Origin of the sequence: Geomonas edaphica, from assembly GCF_004917075.1 — a bacterium.
Taxonomy (GTDB): Bacteria; Desulfobacterota; Desulfuromonadia; order Geobacterales; family Geobacteraceae; genus Geomonas; species Geomonas edaphica.
This window is the reverse complement of record NZ_SSYB01000004.1, coordinates 22,634-38,840: the sequence shown is the minus strand read 5'-3', so window position 1 is coordinate 38,840 and position 16,207 is coordinate 22,634. Positions and strand designations below refer to the sequence as shown.

The 16,207-nt window shown below is 60.1% G+C and carries 19 protein-coding genes; 16 read left to right on the top strand and 3 right to left on the bottom strand.

What is annotated here, in order from left to right:
• Positions 1 to 117 precede the first annotated feature (117 nt).
• From ffh to rsmI, 14 genes are all read left to right on the top strand, one after another.
• Positions 118 to 1,482: a signal recognition particle protein gene (ffh, locus tag E8K79_RS10900; protein WP_136514780.1), complete on the top strand. Its 1,365-nt coding sequence runs from the start codon at positions 118 to 120 to the stop codon at positions 1,480 to 1,482.
• Between the two features lie 105 nt (positions 1,483 to 1,587).
• Entirely contained in the window at positions 1,588 to 1,854 is a 267-nt protein-coding gene (gene rpsP, locus E8K79_RS10895) for a 30S ribosomal protein S16 (RefSeq protein ID WP_136514779.1), read from the top strand.
• Positions 1,855 to 1,905: 51 nt separating this feature from the next.
• Positions 1,906 to 2,136, top strand: a complete 231-nt coding sequence (locus tag E8K79_RS10890; RefSeq protein ID WP_129124527.1) for a KH domain-containing protein — start codon at positions 1,906 to 1,908, stop codon at positions 2,134 to 2,136.
• A 3-nt stretch (positions 2,137 to 2,139) separates the two neighbouring features.
• Positions 2,140 to 2,658 (top strand): ribosome maturation factor RimM, encoded by a 519-nt coding sequence (rimM, locus tag E8K79_RS10885; protein WP_136514778.1) that lies wholly within the window; start codon positions 2,140 to 2,142, stop codon positions 2,656 to 2,658.
• On the top strand, positions 2,655 to 3,446 hold the full coding sequence (gene trmD, locus E8K79_RS10880; protein WP_136514777.1) for a tRNA (guanosine(37)-N1)-methyltransferase TrmD: 792 nt from the start codon (positions 2,655 to 2,657) through the stop codon (positions 3,444 to 3,446). Before rimM ends, trmD begins: the two co-directional genes overlap by 4 nt.
• Complete coding sequence (locus tag E8K79_RS10875) at positions 3,443 to 4,012, top strand: RNA methyltransferase (protein WP_136514776.1); 570 nt, start codon at positions 3,443 to 3,445, stop codon at positions 4,010 to 4,012. Before trmD ends, E8K79_RS10875 begins: the two co-directional genes overlap by 4 nt.
• 93 nt (positions 4,013 to 4,105) lie before the next feature.
• Positions 4,106 to 4,462 (top strand): 50S ribosomal protein L19, encoded by a 357-nt coding sequence (rplS, locus tag E8K79_RS10870; RefSeq protein ID WP_129124523.1) that lies wholly within the window; start codon positions 4,106 to 4,108, stop codon positions 4,460 to 4,462.
• 238 nt (positions 4,463 to 4,700) lie between these two features.
• Positions 4,701 to 5,393, top strand: a complete 693-nt coding sequence (locus E8K79_RS10865; RefSeq protein WP_136514775.1) for a ribonuclease HII — start codon at positions 4,701 to 4,703, stop codon at positions 5,391 to 5,393.
• An 87-nt stretch (positions 5,394 to 5,480) separates the two neighbouring features.
• Entirely contained in the window at positions 5,481 to 5,858 is a 378-nt protein-coding gene (locus tag E8K79_RS10860; protein ID WP_135869511.1) for a YraN family protein, read from the top strand.
• A gap of 98 nt (positions 5,859 to 5,956) precedes the next feature.
• Positions 5,957 to 6,397 carry a DUF4149 domain-containing protein gene (locus E8K79_RS10855; RefSeq protein ID WP_136514774.1) on the top strand — a complete coding sequence of 147 codons (441 nt, stop codon included), beginning with the start codon at positions 5,957 to 5,959 and terminating at the stop codon, positions 6,395 to 6,397.
• Between the two features lie 100 nt (positions 6,398 to 6,497).
• The gene (locus tag E8K79_RS10850; protein ID WP_136514773.1) at positions 6,498 to 8,168 is read left to right on the top strand and encodes a sulfatase-like hydrolase/transferase; all 1,671 of its coding nucleotides are present in this window, start codon (positions 6,498 to 6,500) and stop codon (positions 8,166 to 8,168) included.
• Positions 8,169 to 8,280: 112 nt separating this feature from the next.
• On the top strand, positions 8,281 to 9,132 hold the full coding sequence (locus E8K79_RS10845) for a nitrilase-related carbon-nitrogen hydrolase (RefSeq protein ID WP_136514772.1): 852 nt from the start codon (positions 8,281 to 8,283) through the stop codon (positions 9,130 to 9,132).
• The gene (locus E8K79_RS10840; protein WP_136514771.1) at positions 9,132 to 9,953 is read left to right on the top strand and encodes an NAD+ synthase; all 822 of its coding nucleotides are present in this window, start codon (positions 9,132 to 9,134) and stop codon (positions 9,951 to 9,953) included. The genes E8K79_RS10845 and E8K79_RS10840 overlap by 1 nt, the downstream gene beginning before the upstream one ends.
• A gap of 96 nt (positions 9,954 to 10,049) precedes the next feature.
• Positions 10,050 to 10,880, top strand: a complete 831-nt coding sequence (gene rsmI / locus E8K79_RS10835; protein WP_136514770.1) for a 16S rRNA (cytidine(1402)-2'-O)-methyltransferase — start codon at positions 10,050 to 10,052, stop codon at positions 10,878 to 10,880.
• Between the two features lie 170 nt (positions 10,881 to 11,050).
• Here the strand turns inward: rsmI and E8K79_RS10830 are convergent, their stop codons facing one another.
• The 3 genes from E8K79_RS10830 to E8K79_RS10820 are packed head-to-tail and all read right to left on the bottom strand — an operon-like array spanning position 11,051 to position 14,034.
• Positions 11,051 to 11,386, bottom strand: a complete 336-nt coding sequence (locus tag E8K79_RS10830) for a tRNA-binding protein (protein ID WP_136514769.1) — start codon at positions 11,384 to 11,386, stop codon at positions 11,051 to 11,053.
• Position 11,387: 1 nt separating this feature from the next.
• The gene (gene ltaE / locus E8K79_RS10825) at positions 11,388 to 12,407 is read right to left on the bottom strand and encodes a low-specificity L-threonine aldolase (protein ID WP_136514768.1); all 1,020 of its coding nucleotides are present in this window, start codon (positions 12,405 to 12,407) and stop codon (positions 11,388 to 11,390) included.
• A gap of 31 nt (positions 12,408 to 12,438) precedes the next feature.
• On the bottom strand, positions 12,439 to 14,034 hold the full coding sequence (locus E8K79_RS10820; RefSeq protein ID WP_136514767.1) for a glucose-6-phosphate isomerase: 1,596 nt from the start codon (positions 14,032 to 14,034) through the stop codon (positions 12,439 to 12,441).
• A gap of 365 nt (positions 14,035 to 14,399) precedes the next feature.
• On the opposite strand from E8K79_RS10820, the gene E8K79_RS10815 reads away from it, so the two are divergent.
• Both E8K79_RS10815 and E8K79_RS10810 read left to right on the top strand, forming a co-directional pair.
• Positions 14,400 to 14,870 (top strand): hypothetical protein, encoded by a 471-nt coding sequence (locus E8K79_RS10815; protein WP_136514766.1) that lies wholly within the window; start codon positions 14,400 to 14,402, stop codon positions 14,868 to 14,870.
• Between the two features lie 253 nt (positions 14,871 to 15,123).
• Complete coding sequence (locus tag E8K79_RS10810; protein ID WP_136514765.1) at positions 15,124 to 16,092, top strand: polyprenyl synthetase family protein; 969 nt, start codon at positions 15,124 to 15,126, stop codon at positions 16,090 to 16,092.
• Positions 16,093 to 16,207 lie beyond the last annotated feature (115 nt).

Genomic DNA, 16,207 nt, shown 5'->3' with positions numbered 1-16,207 from the left:
TGCGGTTCTATCCACTAAAGTGACTCTCTTGCCGCGGGATACCTGTGCGCTTTTGCCGGGACATGCGGTTTTTTGAGAAAAATTAACTCGTCATTTCGATGGCTTATGGGTTCATAGATGTTCGCGACTCTTTCCGATAAACTCGACCTGGTCTTCAAGAAGCTCCGCGGTCAGGGTGTGATGACCGAAGACAACGTTAAGGACGCGCTACGTGAGGTGCGTCTTGCACTGCTCGAGGCCGACGTTAATTTCAAGGTCGTCAAGGATTTTGTCGAAAAGGTTCGCATGCGCGCCGTCGGTACCGAGGTGCTGCAAAGCCTCGCCCCCGGGCAGCAGGTAATCAAGATCGTCCATGACGAGCTCGTGCTTCTCATGGGTGGCAGCGAGGACAACTCGCTCGACCTCGCCGCGAAGCCGCCGGTCGCCATCATGCTGGTCGGTCTGCAGGGCGCGGGTAAAACGACTTCTTGCGGTAAGCTCGCCAAGTACCTCAAGGGGCAGCGGAAGAAGCCTCTGCTTGTCCCGGCCGACGTTTACCGCCCGGCCGCGATCGAGCAGTTGAAGGTGCTTGGCCGCCAGCTCGATATCGAGGTCTTCAACTCGCTGGCGACCCAGAAGCCGCTTGATATCTGCCGCGAGGCGCACCGCTACGCGACACTTAACGGCTTCGACGTCATCATCTACGATACCGCCGGTCGCCATCAGATCGACGACTACCTGATGGATGAGCTGGAAGGGATCCGCGACGAGCTCGCCCCGCGCGAGATACTGTTCGTGGCCGACGCCATGACCGGCCAGGAAGCGGTCAACGTGGCCCAGGGCTTCAACGACCGGCTCGGCATCACCGGCGTCATCCTTACCAAGCTGGACGGCGACGCCAAGGGTGGTGCGGCTCTTTCCATCAAGGCGGTCACCGGAAAGCCGGTCAAGTTCGTGGGCCTTGGCGAGAAGCTGGACGCGCTGGACGTGTTCCACGCCGACCGTCTCGTCTCCCGCATCCTCGGCATGGGCGACGTGCTCACCCTGATCGAGAAGGCGCAGTCGACCTTCGACGAGAAGGAAGCGGCCCGCCTGCAGCAGAAGATGAAGAAGAGCGGCGGTCAGTTCGATCTCGAGGATTTCCGCAGCCAGCTGCAGCAGATCAAGAAGATGGGCTCGCTCGAATCGATCATGAACCTGATCCCCGGCATGGGTAAGGCGATGAAGCAGATGCAGGGCGCCCAGCCTTCCGAGAAGGAGCTGAAGAGGATCGAGGCGATCATCGACTCCATGACTGCCAAGGAGCGCGCCAACCACACTATCATCAACGGCAGCCGCCGTTTGAGGATAGCCAAGGGGAGCGGCACCAGCATCCAGGAAGTCAACCAGCTCCTCAAGCGTTTCACGGAAGCTCAGAAGGTCGTCAAGCAGTTGCAGAAGATGGGTCCGAAGGGACTTATGAAAGGGATGAAAGGCATGGGCAAAGGGATGCTCCCCTTTTAACTCATCGCCTTTGACTATTGCACCAACTATAGATACAGTTACCAGACTCACAAAAACAATACGCAATGGCGGATCTCAAGGGTCCGAGAATACCAGGAGGAAGAAATGGCAATAAAGATCAGACTTGCACGTGCGGGCGCTAAGAAGAAACCCTTTTACCAGGTAGTAGTTGCTGACTGCCGCAGCCGCAGGGACGGGCGCTTCATCGAGAACGTCGGTACCTACGACCCGAACAAAAAACCGGCGGTTTACAACCTGGAAGAAGGGAAGACCCTTGAGTGGCTCGGCAAGGGCGCTCAGCCGACCGACACCGTCAAGCAGATCCTGAAGAAGACCGGCATCTGGGAGAAGTTCGTCGCCCCTGCCGCTTAATATCTCTTAGTACCGGCCAGCCGGATATCCCACACTACAGAGGATAGCGACATGAAAGAGCTTGTTGAGACCATCGCCAGGGCACTTGTAGACGATCCGACCCAGGTGAAAGCCACCGAGGAGTTGGAAGAAGAGACCAACGTAATCAAGCTGACCGTCGCAAAAGAGGACATGGGGCGTATCATCGGCAAGGAAGGTCGCACGGCAAAAGCGATCCGCACTTTGCTCAACGCTGTCTCAACAAAGGATAACAAGAAAGCCATCCTTAAAATCGTAGAGTGATAGATGTCCGGTAGTAACAAAGTATTGATCGGCAAGATCCAGGGACCACACGGGATCAGGGGACAGTTGCGGGTGATCCCTTTCGCGGGGGATGCCTCGAGCATCTCGCAGTTGAAGAGCGTTTTTCTCAAGTCTCCGAAAGGGGCCATGGAAGAGTTCTCCGTGGTCTCCGCCAAGAACAACGGCAAACGGATCATCCTGACCCTGAAGCCGTTTGACAACATCAACCAGGTGCTGCACCTGGTCGGCAGCGAGATATATGCCGACCGGGTGGCGCTCCCGGAACTCCCCGACGACGAGTTCTACTGGTCCGACCTCCTGGGGCTCCAGGTTTTTACGTCGGATGGGGAAGAGCTGGGAGAGCTGGTCGACATCATCGAAACCGGCAGTAACGACGTCTACGTGGTAAAACACAACGGGCGCGAGGTGCTTATCCCCGCACTCGATGACGTTGTATTGTCTGTTGACCTGAAGGCAGGACGGATGACGGTCTCTCTTCTCGAGGGGCTGCTCGATCTATGAAGTTCGACATCCTGACCCTGTTCCCGGCGATGTTCGAGGGGCCGATGACCGAGAGCATCCTGAAGCGCGCGAGCGACAAGGGATTGATCGAGGTTGGGCTGCACAACATCCGCGACTGGGCCTTCGACAAGCACGCCACCGCAGACGACTCTCCATACGGAGGGGGCGCCGGCATGGTGATGAAGGTCGAGCCGATCGCGGGTGCCATAGAGGCGGTCAAGAAGGTGCGTCCGGCTTCCAGGGTGATCCTCACCACGCCGGGTGGTCGTCCCTTCACGCATCAGGTGGCTGAGGAGCTCTCCCGCGAGGAGGGGCTCGTCATCATCTGCGGCCGTTACGAAGGGGTCGACGAAAGGGTGCGTACCCTCTTCGTCGATGACGAGATCTCGCTCGGAGACTTCGTCCTCACCGGCGGGGAGCTCGCGGCCATGGTCGTCGTTGACGCCGTATCCCGGCTCGTGCCGGGTGTGCTGGGAAGCGAAGAGTCCGCCCAGTACGATTCGTTTGCAGACGGGCTTTTGGAGTACCCGCAGTACACGAGGCCTCCCGAATTCAGGGGTGAGAAGGTTCCCGACATCCTCCTTTCCGGCAACCATGCCGAGATCGCCAAGTGGCGCAGGAAGGAGCAGATCCGGAGAACGCTCGCCTCACGTCCCGAGCTCCTCGAAGGTATCGAGTGGAGCAAGCAGGACAAGAAACTTCTGAAAGAGCTGGGTCTCGACGCGGACCTGAAAGCCAAGACCGCGAGGCTTGTCCACCGTAGCATTGGCGAAGGCGGAACGGCATGACCTCGGCAGCTAATTTCAGCATGGCGCTGATCCACTTCCCGGTGTACGACAAGCACAAGGACGTGGTGGCGACCTCGGTTACCAACCTGGACATCCACGACATGTCGCGCATGACCCGGACCTTCGGTCTGGCACGCTACTACATCGTGACCCCGGTTGAGGAACAGATAAAGCTCGTTGAGAAGGTGCGTGAGCACTGGCTCTCCGGTTGGGGCTCGACCTACAACCCGAAGCGGAAGATGGCGCTGGAGACGCTGCAGTGCGAAGAGTCGCTCGAGTCGACCATCGCCGATATCGAGAGCCGCACCGGACGCAGACCCAAGGTGGTCGTGACCGGCGCCTCCGGCAGGCCCAACAGCGTGAGCTTTGCCGAACTGAAGGATCTCATCGACGCGGACCCCGAGCAGCCCTACCTGCTGCTTCTGGGCACCGGCTGGGGAATGATCGAGCAGTTGTTCAACAAGGGTGATCTGGTGCTGGAGCCGATCAGGGGGACAGGTGATTACAACCACCTCTCGGTGCGCTCCGCGGCGTCGATCATGCTGGATAGGCTTTTCGGGCGCTAGGCGCCGCACGGATAGGTAGCAGTCGAGTGAAGCAGGTCAACTGTCAGTATTAAGTCTTATGCTAGAGGTTCCAGATAAGGGAGGAAGTACCAAATGAACAAGATTGACATGATTGAAATGGCACAGATGAAGAAGAACATCCCGGTTTTCGTCCCCGGCGACACCATCAAGGTGCAGGTGAAGATCGTCGAGGGTGACAAGAGCCGTATCCAGGCTTTCCAGGGCGTGTGCCTCGGCCGTCAGAACGGCGGCATTCGTGAGTCCTTCACCGTGAGGAAGATCTCCAACGGCGTCGGCGTGGAGAGGGTGTTCCCGCTGCACTCCCCGTCCATCGAGGCGATCGAGGTTGTGACCCGCGGCCAGGTCCGTCGCGCGAAGCTCTACTACCTGCGCAAGCTGCGCGGTAAGGCTTCCAGGATCAAGGAAAGGAAGTACGTCGCAGGCCAGTAACAGGCTCGCAGTTAAAAGCCCCGGTCCAGCGACCGGGGCTTTTTTTGTTGTTTGCGTGACTGCGGGGGCGTCCACATTCACTTCCCCTCTGGGCAGGTTTAACTAAGGCAAATCCCCCCTGTCCCCCCTTCGCAAAGGGGGGGACGCTGGGGTTTATGCCGTGCTTCGTGGACAGATGTACTCTACGTTCCCCGGAACGTTAGGGCTCATGCCCCTTTCATCCTTTTAACGGATTGCCATGACCGGTCTTTTCGCCGATAGCCCGAATAGCCCAATCGATATGCTGGCCCTCGAGGCACAGGCGCTGCGGCGCGGCTATGCGCGCATCGCGGGGGTTGACGAGGCGGGGCGCGGTCCGCTTGCAGGGCCGGTGGTGGCTGCTGCCGTGATTCTCCCGACGGGTGTACTCCTCCCGGGGGTTAACGATTCGAAGCAACTCTCCGAGGAGAAGAGGGAAGAGCTCTTCGATGTCATCCACCGCGAGGCGATCTCCGTCGGTGTAGGTATCGGCGATCACGCCCTCGTCGACAGCATCAATATCCTCCAGGCCACCCTGCGCGCCATGAGCGACGCGGTTCGCTCCCTGAGTGTCACGCCCGACTTCATTCTCATCGACGGCATATCCAGCATCCCGATGAACATCCCCCAGCGCACCGTGAAAAAAGGTGACTCCTTGAGCCTCTCCATCGCCGCCGCCTCGATCATAGCGAAGGTGACCCGCGACCGGATGATGGTCGAGTTCGACGCGCGCTATCCCGGATACGGCTTTGCCAGCCACAAGGGTTACGGTGCAGCCTCGCATCTCGCAGCCATCGCCGAGTTGGGCCCTTGCCCTATCCACCGCAAGAGCTTCAGCGGAGTCAAGGAACACTGCCCCTCCGAGCCGGGCTCCGCTTCCACCGGAACTCAATCCGGCCTCTTTTCTTTCTAGTATTTTCCAGCTACGCTACACGCCCACAGAACTTGCTGCTACACTGTTGTCTTGTTTGCGTGATGCGCTGTCTCAACAGGGGCGACTATGCCAGTCAAAAGCGGTAACAGTGCACTCGGCGGAGTGGGCGAATCGATCGCGGTGACCTACCTCAAGGGGCAGGGGTTCAAGATCGTCGAGTGTAACTTTCGCGCTTCCTGCGGGGAGATAGACATTGTTGCGCGTGACGGGCGTACCATCGTGTTTGTCGAGGTGAAATGCAGGAACAATTACAACTACGGACCGCCGCAGCTGGCGGTTACGCCTTTCAAGCAGCGACAGATATCAAAGGCGGCACTGGTCTGGTTGTCGCGCAAGAAGCTCTACGATGCCGATGCCCGTTTCGACGTAGTAGCCATCATGCTCCATGACCATGACGTGCCGGAGATAGAGCACATCAGAAACGCCTTCGATCTGGCTTACTAGTATAGTAGCGCTGGCGAGGAAGGAATAATTGCTTCGCAAATGTAAGGGCGAACAATCAATCGCCCTGTTGTCCCAATGGAACCACAAGGAGGATAGACATGCAGGTCGTAGCAGCAATTTACCGTCTGGCAATCGCTCTCTGGCTCGGAGGCGCCGCACTCTTCACCTTCGTGCTCACACCCATCCTGTTCCGTTCCGAAAGCCGCGACGTCGCCGGGCGCATCGTCGGCCTCTTCTTCCCCGGGTATTTCCGCTGGGGCATCGCCTGCGGTGTGATTGCCATTGTCTGCCGCCTCGTCATGGGTGGGAAGTGGACCGCTCCCGCAGCCGTCATCATCGCCCTCATGTTAACCCTCTCCTCGTTCCAGGCCTTCTACATCGAGCCGAAGGCGGCCGAGATCAAGAAGCAGATCGTTTCTTTCGAGACCACCCCGAAGGATGACCCGATGCGCAGGCAGTTTTCCAAGCTGCACGGAGTCTCCGCGGTCTGCAATCTCTCTGTCATAGCTGGCGGTGTGGTGCTGATTATCCTTTTATAGTGAATTTTCCTCCCCCGGCTGGTATGGTACCTGGCGTGGAGGCGTTGACCTCCGATGTGGCGGGACTACTATACACAGCTTTCACTAGGAGGAAGGGCCGGTGATTCGACGGCGCCCGCTGAACCTGCAACACCCGCTGCTTTTGCTGTTCATCCTGCTGTATCTTCCGAATTTTATCTGGGCTCTAGTCAGCCTCGGTTCCGGGAACGGGGGAGGCGTCGCCGACGCGGCGCTTTCCTCGCTCGTGGTAACCATGCCGGTCTTCGCCGCGGTCGGTATCTTGTTCTGGCTCCTGCCCCGGCGCATTGCGCTCGGTACCGCGCTTGTAGCCGCGCTCCCTCTATCGCTCCTGGCCACCATTGGGATAGGTCACTACCTGATCTATGGGCACGGCATCACCCCGTCCACTTTTTACATCACGCTGAGTTCTAGTTTCTCCGAAGCGGCAAACTACGCCCAGATGTACCTTGGGTGGCGGCTGCTTCTTGCTGCCGCCATCTTCTGGGCCGTGCAAGGGGGGCTTGCCTGCGGCCTAGTCCGTCTTCTGCCGGCAGGTCGTGCAGTTGGAGCAAAAGGGGCGGCCTGTTTTGCCGTCACCGGTCTTGTCGCGGTACAGTTCTATCCGGTGGTGCCGCAACGGCACAAGATGCTTGACGAAAGCCTCGCCGCATACAAGCTTTACGCCTTCGATGAGGCCAAGTTGCATGTTATGCGCGCTCGCAACAGGGTGGCTCCTGGGACGATCAAGGCGACCAGGGAAATGAGGTATGATGGACCGGAAACCTACGTCCTGGTGATCGGCGAGTCTGCGGCACGCTCACACATGGGGCTCTACGGATATTTTAGGGACACTACCCCGCGTCTTTCCGCGATGAGGGACCAACTCGTCCTCTATACCGACGTTGCCGCATCCGACTTCTGTACCTATCTCTCGCTGCGCAAGATGCTCACCTTCGCCAACCACGAGGACATGTCGCCGCTGTACGACAGCAACCTGATGCACATCATGAAGGCGGCGGGCTTTCATACCTACTGGATAACGAACCAGAAATCGCATGGTTCCGGGGACATCTGGCCCAAGTACTTCAGCGATGCCGCCGATGACCGCTTCTACCTTAATACCGGCGAGCTTTCCGATCCTCTTGACGAGGTGCTCCTTCCCCCCTTCCGGCAGGTGCTCGCGCAGGGCGAGCAGAAGAAGTTCATCGTGGTGCACATGATGGGATCGCATCTGCACGCGTCGAACCGGTATTCCGCTGCGTTTCGGCAGTACACGAGCCTTAACGATCGACGGGCCTATTTCGCACAGCGTGCACCCGCCACCAAGACATACATAAACCACTACGACAATTCCATCCGTTACACGGATTGGGTCCTCTCCACCCTGATTTCCGGGTTGAGCGGGAGGCCCGGACAGAAGATGCTCCTGTTTCTGTCTGATCACAGTGACCAGTTGGGTGAGCAGGATGATTTTGTCGGGCGCTCCTACCGGGTCAATCATTTCCAGTTCGATATCCCGTTCTTTGTCTGGGCCTCCCCAGAATACAAGGCGTCCCGACCGGAGCTTTACGCCCGTATCCAGCACTACAAGGGGAGGTCTTACCAGGCTGATGATCTCATTCACTCGTTTCTCGAGCTTGCGGATGTGAGGGCTCCTTCCTTTGACACCACCCGCAGTGTGTTCAGTGATCGGTTTCGCGAGAAAAAGCGCTACATGGAGATCCCGCTGGAGTCGAAGATCAACCTCCTCCCAGTAGTACAGACGCATTGAGATGATGCAATTCGCGCACACAGTCAGGAATGACCAAGTGCAAGTGGCCTAAAGGTTTGCAAAACTCATCGCTGCTGTGCTAGTAAAGAGAGAAAAAATTGCGGAGAAACTCATGGATTTTACCGTTGCCCTGGCCCAGATCAAACCTAAGCTGGGCTGCCTGGACGACAACATGGCGCTGGCCGAGGCCGCCATCGAGAAAGGGATCGCCGCCGGCGCCGACCTCGTGGTGTTTCCCGAGCTGGCTCTCACCGGTTACTTCCTGAAGGATCTTGTACCTGAAGTGGCGCTGAGCCTGGACTCCCCCCAGATACAGAGGCTGAAAAAGCTTTCTGAACGTATTTCAATCGCCATCGGCTTCGTCGAGGTGTCTTCCGACTTCCGCTTCTTCAACTCCGCGGTTTACCTCGAAGCCGGAGAAATCCGCCACGTGCACCGCAAGGTCTACCTTCCCACCTACGGTCTTTTCGACGAGCAGCGCTACATGGCCCGCGGTGAGCGTTTCCGCGCCTTCGACACCCGTTTCGGCCGCGTCGGGATGCTGATCTGCGAGGACATGTGGCACCTCTCCGCCCCCTACATCCTCGCCATGGACGGCGCCATGACGCTCATCTGTCTCTCGTCGAGTCCGGGGCGCGGCGTGAGCGAATCGGAAGGGCTTGGCTCGGCGGCGGCGTGGCAGAAACTCACCTCGACGAGCGCCATGTTCCTCAACTGCCGCGTCTTCTACTGCAACCGCGTCGGCTACGAGGATGGCATCAACTTCTGGGGCGGCTCCGAGGCCATCTCCCCTTCCGGAGAGGTGACCGATCGTGGCGCGCTTCTCGAAGAGGACTTCGTGCTGGCCAAGGTGGACGGCGGGGCGCTCAGGCGCGAGAGGATCTTCTCCCCCATGATGCGGGACGAGAACCTGGCCATCACGGTGAAAGAGCTAAAACGCATCGACAAGGAGAAAGACTGCTAATGGCGGGCTTGACGGTCAATACCAATCTTCTGCGCCGGATCCTGGTCGGGTTCGTGCGTGACGAGGTCCACAAGGTCGGGGTGAAAAAGGGGGTGCTCGGTCTTTCTGGCGGCATCGATTCCGCGCTGGTCGCCTACATCGCCGCCGAGGCGCTGGGGCCGGAGAACCTCTACGCCTACTGCATGCCGTACCGCACCAGCAACCCGGAGAGCGAAGCGCATGCGCGGCTCGTAGCGGAGAGCCTCGGGATCAACTTCAAGGTCATCGAGATCACCCCGATGATCGACGCTTACTTCGACCTGGTGCCGGATGCCGACAACATGAGGCGCGGCAACAAGATGGCGCGTGAGCGCATGACCATCCTGTACGACCACTCCGCAGCGGTGGGCGGCCTTGTGCTTGGTACCAGTAACAAGACCGAGTTGCTCCTTGGCTATGGCACCCTGCACGGCGACATGGCGAGCGCCTTGAATCCGATCGGCGACATCTACAAGAGCCAGGTATGGGAGCTTTCCGAGGCGATGGGAGTACCGCACGAGGTGATCGAGAAGAAGCCCTCCGCCGATCTTTGGGCGGGGCAGACCGACGAGCAGGAGCTCGGTTTCACCTACCGCGAGGCCGACCAGCTTTTGTACCGTATGGTGGACCAGCGCATGAGCCGTGAGGAGCTGATCGCCGCCGGTTTCGACGCGCAGTTCATCGACAACGTGGCCAGGAAGGTGCAGGGCTCCCACTTCAAGCGCCGTCTCCCCATCATCGCCAAGGTATCCAACCGCACCATCGATCGCGACTTCCGCTACGCGCGGGACTGGGGGAAATAGAACAAGTTCTAAGTTCTAAGTTCTAAGTTCTACGTTAAAGGCCTGGCTTTTAAACCTAGAACCTAGAACCTAGAACGTAGAACGGCTTCTGCCGTTATGTCTGGAACTCTCTACATCGTCGCCACGCCGATAGGCAACCTCGAGGACATCACGCTGCGCGCCCTGCGCATCCTGAAGGAAGTCGACCTCATTGCAGCCGAAGACACGCGCCACTCGCGCAAGCTCCTCACCCACTTCGGCATCTCAAAACCGCTCACCTCCTATTTCGACCACAACAAGGAATTGAAGGGAGACCAGATCCTGGATCGGCTGCGGGAGGGGAAAAGCGTCGCCCTCATCACCGATGCCGGTACCCCCTGCATCTCCGACCCCGGCTACCAGCTCGTGCGCGACGCCGCGGCCGAGGGCATCGCCGTCGTTCCGATCCCGGGTGCCTGTGCCGCGGTCACCGCGCTCTCCGCCTCGGGCCTTCCCACGGACTACTTCAGCTTCGCGGGTTTTCTCCCCAACAAGCAGGGTAAAAGACGCGAACGGCTGCAGTCGCTCGCCTCGGAACGGGCCGTACTGATCTTCTACGAGTCCCCCAAACGCCTCTTGGCGACCCTCGAGGACATGCTGGAAACGCTCGGGGATCGCGATGTGGTGGTGGCGCGGGAGCTGACCAAGATGTACGAGGAATTTTTGCGCGGCAGGCTTTCCGGTCTCATCGAAGAACTGAGCGGACGGGAGGTTAGGGGCGAGGTGGCTATCCTGGTGAGCCCGGCGCCGGAGTCAGACTCCGACGACGGGCCGGGGATGGAAGAATTGCTGCAAAAGTACCTTGCGTCTGGGGAGATGTCGCTAAAGGACGCCGTTAAAAGGGTTACCCAGGAAACGGGCCTCCATAAAAGCGCCGTCTACGCGGAGGCGCTGCGCATCAAGGGGTGACGGCTAGCTCATCTCTTCTTGTGATGGCACCGTAGGGGCGAATAAATATTCGCCCAGCCACTAGTGATACCTCCAATGCCTCTGCTCAACATGGTTGAGCGTGTGACGGGCGGTAGGCCTGTTGGGCGAATGGTCTTCGCCCCTACGGGATTCCTTCAGGTAAGGGCGGTTCAGAAGAGCCTGCTGCCGTTGGGGACGGGGCGCTCCGGGGAGGCGAGGACGATGTCGCCGTTCTCGTCGGCAAAGCCGGTCACGAGCACCTCGGAGAAGAAGCGCCCGATCTGCTTCCTCGGGAAGTTGCACACGCCGATCACCTGCCTCCCCACTAGCTCCTCGCGGGTGTAGTGTTTGGTGATCTGGGCGCTCGACCTTCTGACGCCCGCCTCGCCGAAATCAATCAGCAGCTTATAGGCCGGTTTCCTTGCCTCGGGGAACTCCTCCACCTCAAGCACCGTCCCGACCCGCAGCTCCACCTTCTCGAAATCCCCCCACGTTATCTCGGACATGTCACTTCCCCTTTCCGGCGAAGAAGCGCTTGAACGCGGCAACGGTCCGCTCGACGTCGGCGCGCTCCACGTCGAGGTGGGTGACCAGGCGGATCATGTCGCCTCCACCGATCAGGATCCCCTCGGCGGCCAGGGCGTCGCGCAGCGCCGGGGTGCTTCCGGCGGGCGGGGTGACGAAGAGTATGTTGGTGCGGGCCTGGCTTACCATAAGCTCGTCGATATGGGAGAGTCCGCTCGACAAAAGCTCTGCGTTCTCGTGGTCATCGGCCAGCCGTTCTACGTTGTGTTGCAGCGCGTGGATCCCCGCCGCGGCGAGTATCCCGGCCTGTCGCATGCCGCCGCCGGCCACTTTGCGCCAGCGGTGCGCGCGGTTGATCAGTTCCGCGCTGCCGCAAAGGACCGAGCCCACCGGGGCTCCGAGCCCCTTGGAGAGGCAGACCGATACGGAATCGAAGTGGCGCGCGACCTCGCGCACCGGTACACCTAGGTAGACGGCCGCGTTGAAGACGCGTGCGCCGTCCAGGTGCATCGCGAGGCCCAGCTCTTTGGCGACGCGGGACGCATCATCGAGGTAGGAAAGGGGGAGTACCCTGCCGCCTTGGGTGTTCTCCAGACAGAGGAGCCTGGTAACGGCATGGTGGTGATCGGCGGGCTTCACGGCGCGGCGCACCCTGTCGAGGTCGAGCGTGCCGTCCTCTTCGAAGTCCAGGGGCTGGGGCTGGATACCGCCGAAGATGGCGCCCCCTCCTCCTTCCCAGCGATAGATATGGGCGTCCTGCCCGGCTATGTACTCATCCCCGCGTCCGCAGTGGGACAAAAGGGCGGTCAGGTTGCTCATGGTGCCGCTGGGGACGAAGATCGCCTTCTCCTTCTCGAGGAGCTCGGCTGCCATGGCCTCCAGCCGGTTTACCGTCGGGTCCTCCCCGTACACGTCGTCGCCTACCTCGGCCGCTGCCATCGCCCTGCGCATCGTCTCGGACGGGCGCGTCACCGTATCGCTTCTAAGATCTACCGTTTTCATCTGCTCCTGCTTCCTCCCTATTCGAATTGCTTTACTTTTGCAGCGCTTTGAAGTGGTTCTCCCAGATCCGGGGCGCCGCGGTCATCTCGATCCCGTGGTCGGGGTTCGCCGCCAGGTGGCGCAGGATGTTGAATACCGTCTCTACCTCTTCGGGACGCGCGAGCGTCATGGCCAGGTCTTCGCAAGTGAACTCACGGTTGGGCTGGCGCCGCAGCATCTCCAGGATCTCTCCCTGCAGCTTCAGCACCACTCCGGCAGCCTTCTTTCCCGCCTCGACGCCGGGCTGGTGGTAGGCGTTCACGTTGATGAGCGAGGCGTAAAGACCCACGGCGCGCTCGTACAGGGCGATCAGCGCCCCGACGGTGGCCGGGGTGATTTCGCGGATCGTGATGGTAACCGATTCCCGCTCCTTTTCATAGAGGGCGCTGCGCGTTCCTTGCAGGAATCCGGAGAGGTAGTCGCCGGAAGTGGCGCCGGGTTCGACCTCGAACGAGGCCCCATCCCGGTCCTTCAGCACCTCTATGAAGGTGGCGAAGAAGTTCGGTACCCCCTCGCGCAGCTGTTGTACGTAAGCGTGCTGATCGGTGGACCCCTTGTTGCCGTAGACCGTTATCCCCTGCAAGACAAGGTTGCCGTTTCGGTCGAGCTCCTTCCCGAGAGATTCCATGATGAGCTGCTGCAGGTAGCGGGAGAAGAGGATCAGCCGGTCCTTGTAGGGAAGGAGCACCATGTCGCGCGCCCCTTTGCCTTTTGTTGCGTGGTACCACGACAGGGCGAGCAGCGCCGCCGGGTTTTCATGGGTCGAGCGGCTCCTCGTGCTCTGGTCGCAAAGCCGCGCCCCTTCGAGTAGACGGTCCACGTCGATCCCCTGCAGTGCGGCCGGGAGAAGACCTACCGCCGAGGTGACCGAGGTGCGCCCGCCGACCCAGTCCCACATCGGGAAGGTCCCGAGCCACCCCTCCTGAGAGGCGGTACGGTCGAGCTCGCTATCGCAGCCTGTGACGGCCACGGCCTGGGCTGCGAAATGCAGCCCCGCGTTCTCAAAGGCCCGGCGCGCCTCCAGCATGCCGTTGCGGGTCTCCTTGGTGCCGCCGCTTTTCGAAATCACCGCGGCAAGGGTGTGCTTGAGACCTGCGCCAATCTCGGCCACCACCTTGTCCATGCCGTCCGGGTCGGTGTTGTCGAAGAAGAAGACGCGCATCCGGTCGCGCGCGCTCCCCAGGCTGTCGGCTACAAACTGCGGGCCCAGGGCCGAGCCGCCGATGCCGATCACCAGCAGGTTCACGAACTTCTGGTTGTCCGGCGCGGCGATGTTTCCCTGGTGCACCGAGGCGGCGAACGCCTTCACCGATGCGAGGGCTCCGCGGATCTCGTCGCCCAGTTCAGCCGTCGGTGCGAGCTCCGGCGCTCTCAGCCAGTAGTGCCCCACCATGCGCTGCTCGTCAGCATTCGCGACCGCTCCTCCCTCCAGTTCGGTCATCTCCTGGTAGGCCTTCTGCAGGCGCGGTTCCATCTCGCTGAGAAAGGTGTCGGCATAATTCATCCGGCTCGTGTCGACGGAAAGCTCGAGTCCGGCATCGTGGTAGAGGCGGCCTTTGTACAGTTCCCAAAGCTGCTTCTTCTGCATGTACCCTCCTGCTGCGTTCGTTAGTGTGAAGGGGGCTTCTCTCTCATGTGCGTCGGGGCATCATATCATAGATTAATTTTTGTTCAAGCAAAGCGAAGAGGGGGGCTGGGGGGCTTCTCTGCGCCTGGCGGGCGGCGTGAGCTTACCCGCCCCGAGTTGTCGCTCTTTGCACACCGAACCCATTTTTGTGCAAGGTGTGAACAACGGGGAAGGGCGGGTCTAAGGTCCCTAGCTGCGGTGAGCCTCATGGAAAAGGGCGACGTTACGGTGGTTTATGCGGAGTTCTCGCCGGGGCGCAGAATTGGTACGGCTGTTGTAAAGCAAAGGGTGCATCGGAACTTGATACCGTCACTGGGAGGTGGGCCATGGTGGACAAACATGCGGGCGCGTGTATGGAAGGCGACGGGTTCGGCGCGATGGAGGTGGTGCTGGTCAAGCGGCAGCATCCCCCTCAGGGAGAGCGTGTCGCCGTGGTGGTCAGCCTTGCCAGCGACCCGGACGTCTGGCGACTGGTGAACGAGGATATGGACGAGATCGCTGCCAACCTTATGAGGGTACGAAAGATGAACACCGAAAACAGAATGCATGTAGACGAGAACGCACGGCTTTTTCAGGGGAGTCTCGAGCCGTTTTTTACCCTCATCTCGGCGACCGCGAAGGAGCACATCATGGACAAGCTCTCCGCCTCGCTCAGAAAGGCGCTGCTGCTCATGGCGATGGAGCGCTACGACTGTAACCGCGAGAAGGTCTGTCGGGCCTTGGGGCTCACCAGGACGAAACTGGACAAGGAACTAAGACGCTGTGGGCTGCTGGCGCAGGATCAGCAGGCGGCGTGAAACAAGGGGCGGACCGCAAGGTCCGCCCTCTTTTTTGCCTTTATTTTCAACCGGATCTCCTCACCCCTCCGTTCTTTCCGCCCCTTTCCCGTAGACGAAATGCCTTGAATAATGAATGTGATTTTGTTAGAGTGCTGCGTCGTTTCCCATTAAAATTGCCAGCCTGGCTGGCACTGAAAACGGCGCGAATTCGTGCCGTTCATATTTTTGAGCGTTATACGCCGTAGCGCTAGTCGCAGAACCGAGGCCTGATATGGATGCAGCGCTTGCCCTCATCGGGGAAGACCTGAAAAACGTGGAACTGCAGTTCAAGAAAGACCTGCAGTCGGATGTCCCACTGATACGCAAGGTGGGTGAATATGTACTTTCCAGCGGCGGGAAGAGGATCCGCCCGGCCCTGGTGCTTCTGGCCGCCAAGCTGTGCGGCTACGGCGGTGACCGCAGCGTCCCGCTCGCCAGCGTGGTGGAGTTCATCCACACCGCGACGCTTCTGCACGACGACGTGGTGGACAACGCGAACCTCAGGCGCGGTCAGGCCTCCGCCAACACCCTCTGGGGGAACGAGGCCTCCGTCCTCGTCGGTGACTTCCTGTTCTCCAAGTCCTTCTCGCTCATGGTGGCCGACGGCGACCTGAACATCCTGAAGGTGTTGGCCGACGCCACCACCATCATCGCCGAAGGCGAGGTGCTGCAGCTCGTCTGCACCAGCGATCTCGACATCACCATCGAACGCTACATCGACGTGGTGCGGAGCAAGACGGCGATACTGCTCTCCGCCGCCTGTGAGGTGGGGGCCATCCTCGGCGGTGCCACTCCCGAACTCAGGCAGGCGCTGGCCGACTACGGCATGGATCTCGGCATCGCCTTCCAGCTCATGGATGACACCCTCGACTACACCGCCAGTGAGGAGCAGTTCGGCAAGAGCATTGGCCACGACCTCGAGGAAGGGAAGATCACCCTGCCGCTCATCCACACGCTTAAGCTCTGCAGCGATGAGGAGCGCGACCTGGTCGCCTCGGTGGTGGAGAAGGAGCTTCTCTCCGACGAGGATTTCGAGCAGGTGCTCGCCCTCGTGCAACGCTACGGCGGCATCGAGCACACCATCGAGTCCGCGAGGGAGCACGTCGTTCTTTGCAAGGGACACCTGGCGAAGTTCCCCGCCGGCCCGGTTCGCGAGGCTCTGGCGGAACTCGCCGACTACGTGGTTACCCGGGTCAAATAACCGTCTTGAGCCCCGTCATTTAGCGGCGCCGCGATCCAGTATTTCGAAAAAAGACATACCCCTTCCGCTTTGTCACGCCATTAATGAGCGCCGGTTATCCGGCGCTCATTTGTGT

Coding starts and splice junctions, on each gene's coding strand:
- ffh (WP_136514780.1), top strand. CDS start 118: ATGTTCGCGACTCTTTCCGATAAACTCGACCTGGTCTTCAAGAAGCTC.
- rpsP (WP_136514779.1), top strand. CDS start 1,588: ATGGCAATAAAGATCAGACTTGCACGTGCGGGCGCTAAGAAGAAACCC.
- E8K79_RS10890 (WP_129124527.1), top strand. CDS start 1,906: ATGAAAGAGCTTGTTGAGACCATCGCCAGGGCACTTGTAGACGATCCG.
- rimM (WP_136514778.1), top strand. CDS start 2,140: ATGTCCGGTAGTAACAAAGTATTGATCGGCAAGATCCAGGGACCACAC.
- trmD (WP_136514777.1), top strand. CDS start 2,655: ATGAAGTTCGACATCCTGACCCTGTTCCCGGCGATGTTCGAGGGGCCG.
- E8K79_RS10875 (WP_136514776.1), top strand. CDS start 3,443: ATGACCTCGGCAGCTAATTTCAGCATGGCGCTGATCCACTTCCCGGTG.
- rplS (WP_129124523.1), top strand. CDS start 4,106: ATGAACAAGATTGACATGATTGAAATGGCACAGATGAAGAAGAACATC.
- E8K79_RS10865 (WP_136514775.1), top strand. CDS start 4,701: ATGACCGGTCTTTTCGCCGATAGCCCGAATAGCCCAATCGATATGCTG.
- E8K79_RS10860 (WP_135869511.1), top strand. CDS start 5,481: ATGCCAGTCAAAAGCGGTAACAGTGCACTCGGCGGAGTGGGCGAATCG.
- E8K79_RS10855 (WP_136514774.1), top strand. CDS start 5,957: ATGCAGGTCGTAGCAGCAATTTACCGTCTGGCAATCGCTCTCTGGCTC.
- E8K79_RS10845 (WP_136514772.1), top strand. CDS start 8,281: ATGGATTTTACCGTTGCCCTGGCCCAGATCAAACCTAAGCTGGGCTGC.
- E8K79_RS10840 (WP_136514771.1), top strand. CDS start 9,132: ATGGCGGGCTTGACGGTCAATACCAATCTTCTGCGCCGGATCCTGGTC.
- rsmI (WP_136514770.1), top strand. CDS start 10,050: ATGTCTGGAACTCTCTACATCGTCGCCACGCCGATAGGCAACCTCGAG.
- E8K79_RS10830 (WP_136514769.1), bottom strand. CDS start 11,386: ATGTCCGAGATAACGTGGGGGGATTTCGAGAAGGTGGAGCTGCGGGTC.
- ltaE (WP_136514768.1), bottom strand. CDS start 12,407: ATGAAAACGGTAGATCTTAGAAGCGATACGGTGACGCGCCCGTCCGAG.
- E8K79_RS10820 (WP_136514767.1), bottom strand. CDS start 14,034: ATGCAGAAGAAGCAGCTTTGGGAACTGTACAAAGGCCGCCTCTACCAC.
- E8K79_RS10815 (WP_136514766.1), top strand. CDS start 14,400: ATGGTGGACAAACATGCGGGCGCGTGTATGGAAGGCGACGGGTTCGGC.
- E8K79_RS10810 (WP_136514765.1), top strand. CDS start 15,124: ATGGATGCAGCGCTTGCCCTCATCGGGGAAGACCTGAAAAACGTGGAA.